At 43.0% G+C, this 11,605-nt stretch carries 7 protein-coding genes; 4 read left to right on the top strand and 3 right to left on the bottom strand.

Features of this window, described 5'->3' with window-relative positions; translation table 11 throughout:
• Positions 1–42: 42 nt before the first annotated feature.
• The 3 genes from rfbD to I2I04_RS13315 are packed head-to-tail and all read right to left on the bottom strand — an operon-like array spanning position 43 to position 2,113.
• Positions 43–903, bottom strand: coding sequence for a dTDP-4-dehydrorhamnose reductase (rfbD, locus tag I2I04_RS13325; RefSeq protein ID WP_195655232.1), 861 nt, complete (start codon positions 901–903; stop codon positions 43–45).
• The gene (locus I2I04_RS13320) at positions 904–1,449 is read right to left on the bottom strand and encodes a DUF4924 family protein (RefSeq protein WP_143259385.1); all 546 of its coding nucleotides are present in this window, start codon (positions 1,447–1,449) and stop codon (positions 904–906) included.
• A 10-nt stretch (positions 1,450–1,459) separates the two neighbouring features.
• On the bottom strand, positions 1,460–2,113 hold the full coding sequence (locus I2I04_RS13315; RefSeq protein ID WP_195655231.1) for a LysE family translocator: 654 nt from the start codon (positions 2,111–2,113) through the stop codon (positions 1,460–1,462).
• 258 nt (positions 2,114–2,371) lie between these two features.
• Between I2I04_RS13315 and purL the strand changes: the two genes are divergently transcribed.
• The 4 genes from purL (at position 2,372) to I2I04_RS13295 (ending at position 11,573) form a co-directional block, all read left to right on the top strand.
• Positions 2,372–6,076: a phosphoribosylformylglycinamidine synthase gene (gene purL, locus I2I04_RS13310; protein ID WP_195655230.1), complete on the top strand. Its 3,705-nt coding sequence runs from the start codon at positions 2,372–2,374 to the stop codon at positions 6,074–6,076.
• Positions 6,077–6,344: 268 nt separating this feature from the next.
• Complete coding sequence (locus tag I2I04_RS13305) at positions 6,345–10,358, top strand: response regulator (RefSeq protein WP_195655229.1); 4,014 nt, start codon at positions 6,345–6,347, stop codon at positions 10,356–10,358.
• Entirely contained in the window at positions 10,355–10,897 is a 543-nt protein-coding gene (locus tag I2I04_RS13300; protein ID WP_195470897.1) for a chromate transporter, read from the top strand. Before I2I04_RS13305 ends, I2I04_RS13300 begins: the two co-directional genes overlap by 4 nt.
• A gap of 127 nt (positions 10,898–11,024) precedes the next feature.
• On the top strand, positions 11,025–11,573 hold the full coding sequence (locus tag I2I04_RS13295; protein ID WP_143259381.1) for a chromate transporter: 549 nt from the start codon (positions 11,025–11,027) through the stop codon (positions 11,571–11,573).
• The last annotated feature ends 32 nt before the right edge of the window (positions 11,574–11,605 follow it).

Genomic DNA, 11,605 nt, shown 5'->3' with positions numbered 1-11,605 from the left:
TAAGCATGAATGGGCTATGCTGGAATAACATAGCCAAATTCATTATTCATCTTTCATAATTTTATCAATGCATTGTTTGAGGCTCTCCTCCCAATGAGGAATCTCTATATCGAACGTTGTTTTTATTTTTGTTTTATCAAGCACGGAATATGCCGGACGGTTTGCTTTCGCAGGATATTCGGCTGTATGCAAAGGGGTCACTTTGCAGGTGGTTATTCCTGCCAGGCGATGAATAGCTACTGTGAAATCGTACCAGGAACAAACTCCCTCATTGCTGAAATGGTAAATACCGCGAACTATACCTTTATTAATAATGGTATAGATAGCCCGTGCCAAGTCATTGGCATATGTCGGAGTTCCGATTTGGTCGAAAACAACCCCCAAACTGTTACGCTCTTTTCCAAGACGAATCATCGTCTTCACGAAATTATTACCGAAAGTGGAATAGAGCCATGCAGTACGGATAACGACTGTTTTCTCACAGCAATTCATTGCCTCCTTTTCTCCCTCCAGTTTAGTGGTGCCGTACACAGAATCCGGGCAGGGATCGCACTCTTCTGTGTATGGAGTATGCGCAGTACCGTCAAATACATAGTCAGTAGATACTTGTATCATGGCAGCACCATTGGCTTGGGCCGCACTTGCCAGTTGTTTTGGTGCTTCACAATTCAATTTGTATGCTAATTCTTGATTATCTTCTGCTTTATCTACAGCTGTATAAGCTGCACAATTAACAACAAGCTCAATCTGCTTCTCTGCCATATAAGCCCAAACAGCTTGCGCATCACAAATGTCGAGCTCCTGCACATCTGTGAAATAATACGTATGTTGCGGGTTCTCTTTCGCAAGCACCTGCATCTCATTGCCAAGCTGACCGTTGGCACCCGTTACTAAAATTCTCATTTATTCATCCAGTTTTAATTCACCTTTACGGTCTTTATCATAATAATTTGCCAACATAGAAAGGAAACTAGTGATAGCTTCCACTGCCTTGGCAGTGCCTTCGCTGATAGGTTTCTTTTGAAGACGAAGCAGGAGCACTCCATACAACGCTTCAAAACAGGTTTCCAGTTCGGGCTCATCTTTCTTGCCGTTTTTATTCCGTAATTCTACGATAAATGGCAATGCCTTGAAATAAGCGGCACTGTAAAAAGGAAATTTAGGAGAAGAGGACAATGCGTTGTGCAACTCTGTCAGATTGATAATCACGTTCTTATTAATCTGCAGATGCCCTTTTTCCCGTACTCCTTCCTCGCCCATCATCGTTATCAGATTGGTATACCATTCTCGCATGGCAGGCCGCTGATCTTCCGGATAACGGACAATTACATTTGCCTCCATCTCTTCCGGTTCACAATGATTGGCGCGGATCAAGTCTTCCTCTTGCCACATATATATAAGGTATTCGGCAATATTTCTCTCTTTCAGTTGTTGTGCTATCTGATTCATAAGTTATCTCTTAATAAAGTGACTCTCCCAACAAAGTATAAATTAGCCCTGCAAGGGATACCAGCATTACGATACTTCCTACAACACGATTCAGTATCCAGATACCACGCAAGTTGAATTTGGTACGCACCTTGTTCACAAAGTAAGTGATTCCCAACCACCAGGTCAATGCTCCTATAGCAATTGCAAGATATCCCGTGATCTCTTCAAACACCAGGACTCCCGGCTGCACAAAGGCAAAGCGGGCAAAAAGTCCGATAAACAGGAAGATTATCAAGGGGTTGGATAGAGTGACGAAAAAGGCGGTAATAAAATTATGGAAATAAGAACCTTTACTGGACGAAGCCGGACGAATGGATTGCACCGGATTGCTACGAAAGGTATATATACCAAAAAGGAGTAGCATGACACTCCCCAATAACTGCAGATAGAAAATATTCTTATTAATATAATCGAACACAAAACTCATCCCGTAACCGGTGAGCAAAGCATAGGCTATATCGCTCAACGAGGCTCCCAGCCCCGTTACGAATCCGTACCAACGCCCTTTATTCAGAGTCCTCTGGATGCATAATACGCCCACCGGACCGAGGGGTGCGGACACAACAACGCCAATAATAAAGCCTTTCACTAATATATCGAATATTGTCTCTATCTGAATCATGTCGCAAATATCGCACTTTTTTGTGATATGGGGATAGTATATTAACGTTTTTTCCACACAAGAATCACTATATATAGCGATAATAAGTAAAACGTACATCGAAAATAAACATATTAAATAAGGTATAGGAATTTATTCTCTATTTTTTTCCTACCACCAACGAAATTGATTATCTTTGCGCCACAGAAAAAGAGAAGAGTTTCTCCTGCAGGAACTTCAATCGTAAAATCGTAAATCGTAAAATCGTAAATATACAACATGATTCTTTTTTTCAGAACCCCTTCCAAGAGCGTGATTGCCGTAGAGAGCAACCATCAGCTCACCCCTGACGAAAGTAATAAACTCTGCTGGCTTTTTGGCGAAGCCGTGATGGAAAGTGAAGAAAACCTGAAAGGCTGTTTCGTTGGCCCACGCCGCGAAATGATCACTCCCTGGAGTACAAACGCAGTAGAAATCACCCAAAACATGGGGCTCGAAGGCATCAGCCGCATCGAGGAGTACTTCCCTGTTAAGGACGAAAACGCTGACTACGACCCGATGCTCCAACGCATGTACAAAGGACTCGACCCAAACGTATTCACGACAAACCGTCAGCCGGAACCGATCATCTACATCGAAGATCTCGAAGTGTATAATGAAAAAGAAGGTCTGGCTCTTTCTAAAGAGGAAATGGACTACTTGAAGAAAGTGGAAAATGATCTCGGACGAAAACTGACTGACTCTGAAGTATTCGGTTTCGCACAAATCAACTCCGAACACTGCCGCCACAAAATCTTCGGCGGAACGTTCATCATCGACGGTGTAGAACAGGAGTCCTCTCTGTTCCAGATGATTAAAAAGACGACACAGGAAAATCCAAATAAAATCATCTCTGCTTATAAAGATAATGTAGCCTTCGCTGAAGGTCCGGTTGTTGAACAGTTTGCTCCGGCAGATCATTCAAAACCTGATTTCTTCCAGATAAAAGACATCAAGAGCGTTATCTCACTGAAAGCGGAAACACATAACTTCCCGACTACCGTAGAACCGTTCAACGGCGCTTCTACCGGTACTGGTGGTGAAATCCGCGACCGTATGGGTGGTGGTAAAGGTTCATGGCCGATTGCAGGTACTGCTGTCTACATGACTTCTTACCCGCGTACCGATGAAGGACGCGAATGGGAAGAAATTCTTCCGGTACGCAAATGGTTGTACCAGACTCCGGAACAGATTCTTATCAAAGCATCCAACGGTGCTTCCGACTTCGGTAACAAGTTCGGCCAACCGCTGATCTGCGGTTCGGTACTGACTTTCGAACATACGGAAAACAAGGAAGTTTATGGTTACGATAAAGTAATCATGCTTGCCGGCGGTGTGGGTTACGGCACACAACGTGACTGCCTGAAAGGTACACCGGAAGCAGGAAACAAAGTGGTAGTAATCGGTGGTGACAACTATCGTATCGGACTGGGTGGCGGTTCCGTATCTTCTGTAGATACCGGTCGTTACAGCAGTGGTATCGAGTTGAATGCCGTACAACGCGCTAATGCTGAAATGCAAAAACGCGCCAACAATGTGGTACGCGCTCTTTGTGAAGAAGAGGTAAATCCGGTGGTTTCTATCCACGACCACGGCTCTGCCGGACACGTAAACTGTCTGTCCGAACTAGTGGAAGAATGTGGTGGTTTAATCGAGATGAGTAAATTGCCTATCGGTGACAAGACTTTATCGGCAAAAGAAATCATCGCCAACGAGAGCCAGGAACGTATGGGTCTATTGATTAAAGAAGAAGCCATCGAACATGTACGTAAGATTGCCGAACGCGAACGCGCTCCAATGTATGTAGTCGGTGAAACAACCGGCGATCATCGTTTCGCCTTCCAACAGGCTGACGGTGTACGTCCGTTTGATCTTGCCGTAGAGCAGATGTTCGGTTCTTCTCCCAAGACATATATGGTAGACAAAACCGTGGAACGTCATTACGAAATGCCGAAATACGAATTGTCTAAATTACATGAATATCTGACAAATGTATTGCAGCTTGAAGCTGTTGCCTGCAAAGACTGGTTGACGAATAAGGTAGACCGTTCGGTAACAGGTAAAGTGGCACGCCAGCAATGCCAAGGTGAACTTCAGTTGCCGTTGAGCGACTGCGGTGTCGTAGCACTTGATTACCGTGGTGAAAAAGGGATCGCTACTTCTATCGGACATGCTCCGCAAGCTGCATTGGCTGATCCGGCTGCCGGTTCTATTCTTTCCGTATCCGAAGCACTGACCAATCTTGTTTGGGCTCCGATGGCGGAAGGTATGGACAGTATTTCTCTGTCTGCCAACTGGATGTGGCCTTGCCGTTCTCAAGAAGGTGAAGATGCCCGTCTGTACACGGCTGTAAAAGCATTGAGCGACTTCTGCTGCGCACTGCAAATCAATGTGCCTACCGGAAAAGATTCTTTGTCTATGACACAAAAGTATCCGAACGGTGAGAAAGTGATTTCTCCGGGAACTGTGATTGTTTCTGCCGGCGGTGAAGTTTCCGACGTGAAGAAAGTGGTATCTCCGGTATTGGTTAACAATGAAAAGACTACGCTTTATCATATTGACTTCAGCTTCGACGAACTGAAATTAGGTGGTTCGGCTTTCGCACAATCTTTGGGTAAAGTGGGTGACGAAGTACCTTGCGTACAGGATGCCGAATATTTCCGTGACGCTTTCCTTGCCGTACAGGAACTTGTAAACAAAGGATTGATCCTTGCAGGACACGATATATCTGCCGGTGGTTTAATCACTACATTGCTCGAAATGTGCTTCTCTAATGTAGAAGGCGGTTTGGAAATCAGCCTCGACAAGATGAAGGAAGAAGATATCGTTAAAATTCTGTTCGCGGAAAACCCAGGTATCGTTATCCAGATCAGCGACAAGCATAAGGATGAAGTGAAGAAGATTTTGGAAGACGCCGGCGTAGGCTATATAAAGCTGGGTAAACCGACTGACGAACGCCACATTTTGGTATCTAAAGACGGTGCTACTTACCAATTCGGTATCGATTATATGCGTGATGTATGGTATTCTTCTTCTTACCTGCTCGACCGCAAACAATCGATGAACGGTTGCGCAAAAGCACGTTTCGAAAACTATAAGATGCAACCTGTTGAATTCGCTTTCATGCCGGAATTCAAAGGTAAGCTTTCTCAATACGGTATCACTCCGGACCGTCGTACCCCAAGCGGTATCCGTGCGGCTATCATCCGTGAGAAGGGTACAAACGGTGAGCGCGAAATGGCTTACTCACTCTATCTGGCAGGTTTCGACGTAAAAGACGTTACGATGACCGACCTCATCAGCGGACGCGAAACACTGGAAGACATAAACATGATTGTTTACTGCGGTGGTTTCTCTAATTCCGATGTTTTGGGTTCTGCCAAAGGATGGGCAGGCGGCTTCCTGTTCAACCCGAAAGCGAAAGAAGCGCTCGACAAGTTCTATGCTCGTGAAGACACACTTTCACTAGGTATCTGTAACGGTTGCCAGTTGATGATGGAACTCGGTCTGATCAACCCTGAACATAAGGAAAAAGGCAAGATGCTACACAATGACTCCCATAAATTCGAGTCTACTTTCGTCGGCCTGACTATCCCAACAAACCGCAGTGTGATGTTCGGTTCACTAAGCGGAAGTAAACTGGGTATCTGGGTAGCACACGGAGAAGGTAAATTCTCACTGCCATACGATGAAGACAAATACAATGTAGTGGCGAAATACAGCTACGATGAGTACCCGGGCAACCCGAACGGTTCAGACTACTCCATCGCAGGACTTGCCAGTGCAGACGGACGTCATTTGGCGATGATGCCCCACTTGGAACGTGCCATCTTCCCATGGCAAAACGGTTGTTATCCGGCAGACCGCAAGAACAGCGATCAGGTTACTCCATGGATAGAAGCGTTTGTCAACGCTCGCAAATGGGTGGAAGCTAAAATGAAATAAATCATTCCTATATTTACAGAGGCTGGTACTTTTTAAAGTGCCAGCCTCTTGTTTTACGTAACTTTTCGCTCTACCGAAAGTCCCTTTATAGATACCAAAACTCCGAAAACAAACAGTATGTATAAATACCTATAAAATAGTCTGTTTTCTTTCATTTGGAGAACGCTGTTATCTTTCTTCAAAATTTTGTAATATCGGAAAATCTTCTTAATTTTGTCAAACTTTCCCCCTCATTAAAGATTCAATAACCCTTAAAAGTCCTATTTGTATGAAAAAATGGCTTTTTCTAATCTTATTGTTTCCTCTAACTTGTGTCGCGCAGACGTATCGATATCTTGGAGTGGAGGATGGGTTAAGTAACCGGCGGGTTTACTGCATTCAAAAAGATAAAACCGGCTACATGTGGTTCCTTACACACGAAGGTATTGATCGATACAACGGAAAAGATTTTAAACGATATAAGTTAATGGATGGTGATGTAGAAATAAACTCTCTGTTAAATCTGAACTGGCTTTATATCGATCAGGAAGGAGTTTTATGGGAAATCGGAAAGAAAGGAAAAGTGTTCCGGTATGACCAGATTCACGACTGTTTCAATCTTGTATATAAGTTACCGATGGAAAGCTTCAGTGAGCAACCGGATCCGGTCACTTATGCCTGGCTTGACGAGAGTAAACACATCTGGCTGTGCAATAAGGATACAATCTTTCTCTATAACACAGAAACCCAACAGGTCACCCATATAAAGAACGATATCAGTGAAGAAATCACTGATATTGAACAGATAGACGAGTCGCATTTCTTTATCGGCACAGAGATGGGTATTCATTACGCCAAGCTGGAAAATAACGCATTGGAACTTATCAATTGTGATAAGCTGGAGAGCCTGAAAGCCCAGGTTATCGATCTATATTTCGACAAAAAGATTCGTAAACTATTCATCGGCACTTTTCTACGGGGAATCATGATTTACGATATGAATACCAAATCTGTCATACGCCCGGAACAGAATTTGAAAGATATCAGTATCACACGATTCAGACCATTAAATGATAAGGAATTACTGATAGCAACCGACGGTGGAGGAGTACACAAAATAAATGTGGACACTTATCAGATACTACCCGAAATTGTGGCTGATTATAACAGTAACAATGGTATGAATGGTAACAGCATCAATGACATCTTTGTAGATGATGAAGAACGGATATGGCTAGCTAATTATCCCATCGGAATCACCATACAAAACAACCGTTATACCGGCTACAAATGGATCAAACACTCCATCGGCAATAAACAGTCTTTAATCAACGATCAGGTGAACGCCATTATCGAAGACAGAGACGGAGATTTATGGTTCGCAACAAACAATGGCATCAGTTTCCTCAATTCAAAAACCGGCCAATGGCGTTCGGTGCTTAGTACTTTTGAAGAGTCGCAAGGTAATAAAAGCCATATCTTTCTTACCGTATGCGAAGTAGCTCCCGGAATTATCTGGGCAGGCGGGTACTCTTCCGGTGCTCACCAGATAGATAAAAAGACGTTCAACGTCAGCTATTTCATGCCGCCCTTGTACACTCATAGTAACAAGCGACCGGATAAATACATACGTGATATCCGTACAGATATGCAGGGTTATATCTGGTCCGGAGGTTTCTATAACCTCAAACGCATCAATCTAAAAACGCAGGACATACGGTTTTATGATGGATTAAATTCCATTACCGCCATCGTTGAGAAAGATGAAAAAAGCATGTGGATCGGTAGTGCGGCCGGCCTGTGCCTTTTAGATAAAGAATCCGGGAAATTTGAACGTATCAAACTTCCGGTAGAATCGAACTATATCTACTCTTTGTATCAGGCAAAAAACGGATTATTATATATAGGTACCAGCGGATCGGGACTATTGATTTACGATGTCAACAAAAAACTGTTCACTCATTACCACTCTGAAAACAGTGCTTTAATATCCAATAATATCTACACTATATTATCGGATGCGGACAAAGACATTATAATGAGTACAGAAAGCGGACTGACAAGCTTCTATCCCGAAGAAAAGAAATTTCATAACTGGACCAAAGACATGGGATTGATGACTACACATTTCAATGCGTTGTCAGGCACACTGCGAAAAAACAATAAATTCATTTTAGGCAGTTCAGACGGAGCCGTAGAGTTTGACAAGGACATGAAATTACCCAGAAGCTATACCTCTAAAATGATTTTCAGCGATTTCAAGCTTTTCTATCAGACAATCTATCCGGGTGATGAAGATTCTCCGTTAAAAGCAAGCATCAATGAAACAAAGGAACTGAAGTTGAAATACAATCAGAATATTTTCTCTTTGCAGGTTTCTTCCATCAATTATGACTACCCCTCCAACGTTCTTTATTCCTGGAGATTAGAAGGTTTTTATGACGAATGGAGCAAACCCGGAACCGAGAATACGATTCGTTACACCAATCTTGCGCCGGGCAAATATACGCTAAGAGTGCGTGCCATCTCCAATGAAGACAAACGCATCATGCTTGAAGAAAGAAGCATGGACATTGTCATAGCCCAACCTTTCTGGCTGACATTTTGGGCTATGCTGCTTTATGCGGCTTTCCTTTGTCTCATTGCCATCATTCTATTGCGTATCCTGATTTTAAGAAAGCAGCGCAAAGTCTCCGATGAGAAAATACACTTCTTTATCAATACGGCACATGATATCCGTACCCCATTGACGCTTATCAAAGCACCTTTGGAAGAACTACGCGAGAAAGAGGAGTTGAGCAAAGAAGGTATTTCCAACATGAATACGGCATTACGAAACGTAAATGCCTTGCTGCGTCTTACCACCAATCTTATCAACTTTGAAAGAGCGGACGTATATTCTTCCGAATTATATATTTCAGAGCATGAGCTAAACACGTTTATGAATGAAATATTCAATGCGTTCCTGCAGTACGCCAACATCAAGCACATCAACTTTACTTATGAAAGTAATTTCAGGTATATGAATGTATGGTTTGATAAAGAAAAGATGGAATCTATCTTTAAGAACATCATTTCGAACGCACTGAAATATACTCCGGAAAATGGAAATGTACAGATTTTCGTTTCAGAAACATCTGACTCATGGAGCGTGGAAGTCAGAGACACAGGAATCGGCATCCCGGCCAACGAACAAAAGAAATTGTTCAAACTTCATTTCCGTGGCAGTAATGCTATTAATTCCAAAGTGACAGGAAGTGGCATCGGGCTGATGCTTGTATGGAAACTAGTCCGCCTGCATAAAGGAAAGATTAATCTGTCAAGTATTGAAAACCAGGGATCAGTCATCAAAATAACATTCCCTAAAGACAGCAAGCGCTTCCGGAAAGCACATTTGGCAACTCCTAGCAAACAGCGTCAGGAAATAAAGGCTATCGACAACGTTCCGCCTCCATCACCTGAAATTTACGAGAACGCACAGAAAAAAGAAAATATAAACCATCGTCGAATCTTGATTGTAGAGGATAATGATGAGTTGCGTAACTATCTGTCACAGACATTGTCAGAAGAATATGTCGTACAGGTATGCTCCAATGGAAAAGAAGCACTGACGATTATCCCCGAATACAAACCGGAACTGGTCATTTCAGACATTATGATGCCGGAAATGCGAGGGGATGAATTATGTCAGGCTATCAAGAATAATATCGAGACTTCTCACATCCCTGTCATCCTGCTGACAGCTTTGAATAATGAGAAAGATATTCTTTCGGGACTTCAGATTGGTGCGGATGAATACGTTGTGAAACCGTTCAACATCGGTATATTGAAAGCAAACGTTTCCAATCTGCTGGCCAATCGTGCACTCTTGCGCAGTAAATACGCCAATCTGGATCTAGATGATGAGGAGCATGATGAAGACTGCATCAACTGTTCACAGGATATTGATTGGAAATTCATTGCAAACGTCAAAAAGAACGTGGAAGATAACATTGACAATCCGGCTCTCACGGTAGATGTATTATGCAGCCTGATGGGAATGAGCCGCACGAGTTTCTATAATAAATTAAGGGCATTGACCGATCAGGCGCCGGGAGATTATATCCGGCTGATTCGTCTGAAACGTGCCGTACAATTACTAAAAGAAGACACACATACCATAACAGAAATTGCAGAAATGACAGGATTCAGTGATGCCAAGTACTTCCGCGAAGTATTTAAAAAGCATTATAATGTAAGTCCCAGTCAATATGGCAAAGAGAAAAAAGCAGTTAGTAAGGAAGGAGGAGAAAAGAAAGAATGAACATTTATCTAGAAGCATTTGGAATCTTTTTTAAAATAGGCGCCTTTACCATTGGAGGAGGGTATGCAATGGTGCCACTGATTGAAAATGAAATTGTCACCAAACGGAAATGGATTGCGCAGGAAGATTTTATCGATCTGCTGGCTATCTCCCAATCCGCTCCGGGAATTTTGGCAGTCAATATTTCTATCTTTATAGGATATAAACTGCGTGGAATCCGGGGAAGTATTATCACGGCATTGGGAACAATCTTGCCATCTTTCATTATTATATTAGCTATCGCCCTGTTCTTTCATAGTTTCAAAGACAATCCGATAGTGGAGCGCATCTTTAAGGGAATCCGACCGGCAGTGGTAGCACTCATTGCCGCACCGACCTTTACCATGGGACGATCTGCGAAAATCAACCGCTACAATCTGTGGATTCCGGTTGTTTCGGCATTATTAATCTGGCTGTTGGGCTTCTCCCCTATCTGGATTATTATTGCTGCCGGTGTAGGAGGTTTCCTGTGGGGAAAGATTAAAAAAGTTGAAAGTTGAGAATGGAGAGCTGAGAAGGCACGGATTACACGGATTAACGCTGTTGTTTTACAGATTCATAATTCTAAAAGCCGTAAAATCCGCGTAATCCGTGCCTGAAATTATTATATAATAAATTATTAATCAAATGATTTACCTACAGTTATTCTATACATTTTTCAAGATCGGGCTTTTCGGCTTCGGTGGCGGTTATGCCATGCTTTCCATGATTCAAGGCGAAGTGGTGACCCGCTATGGATGGGTGAGTTCGCAGGAGTTCACGGATATTGTCGCAATCAGCCAGATGACACCGGGCCCTATCGGTATCAACGCAGCTACTTATGTAGGATTTACTTCTACGGGTAGCGTATGGGGTTCCATCATTGCTACCTTTGCCGTAGTCCTTCCCTCTTTCATCTTGATGTTGACCATCAGTAAATTCTTCCTGAAATACCAGAAACATCCGATAGTAGAATCTATATTTAGCGGATTACGCCCGGCAGTAGTCGGATTGCTCGCCTCCGCCGCGTTGGTACTAATGAATGTAGAAAACTTCGGTTCACCTACGGAAGATACTTACTCATTCGTTATCAGTATCATTATCTTCCTGATTGCTTTCATCGGAACAAGAAAATATAAAGCCAATCCGATATTAATGATTATCGCTTGCGGCATTGCGGGATTGCTGCTCTATTAATAGCAAGCGGCTGAACAGTAAACAAAAAACGG

Origin of the sequence: Bacteroides sp. 1001136B_160425_E2 (assembly GCF_015559655.1) — a bacterium.
GTDB lineage: Bacteria > Bacteroidota > Bacteroidia > Bacteroidales > Bacteroidaceae > Bacteroides > Bacteroides luhongzhouii.
Note: the sequence above shows the minus strand (reverse complement) of the source record. Positions and strands in the feature narration are given on the sequence as shown.

Bases quoted from the DNA above. Each gene is read 5' to 3' on its own strand.
- rfbD (WP_195655232.1), bottom strand. From the start codon at position 903: ATGAGAATTTTAGTAACGGGTGCCAACGGTCAGCTTGGCAATGAGATG.
- I2I04_RS13320 (WP_143259385.1), bottom strand. From the start codon at position 1,449: ATGAATCAGATAGCACAACAACTGAAAGAGAGAAATATTGCCGAATAC.
- I2I04_RS13315 (WP_195655231.1), bottom strand. From the start codon at position 2,113: ATGATTCAGATAGAGACAATATTCGATATATTAGTGAAAGGCTTTATT.
- purL (WP_195655230.1), top strand. From the start codon at position 2,372: ATGATTCTTTTTTTCAGAACCCCTTCCAAGAGCGTGATTGCCGTAGAG.
- I2I04_RS13305 (WP_195655229.1), top strand. From the start codon at position 6,345: ATGAAAAAATGGCTTTTTCTAATCTTATTGTTTCCTCTAACTTGTGTC.
- I2I04_RS13300 (WP_195470897.1), top strand. From the start codon at position 10,355: ATGAACATTTATCTAGAAGCATTTGGAATCTTTTTTAAAATAGGCGCC.
- I2I04_RS13295 (WP_143259381.1), top strand. From the start codon at position 11,025: ATGATTTACCTACAGTTATTCTATACATTTTTCAAGATCGGGCTTTTC.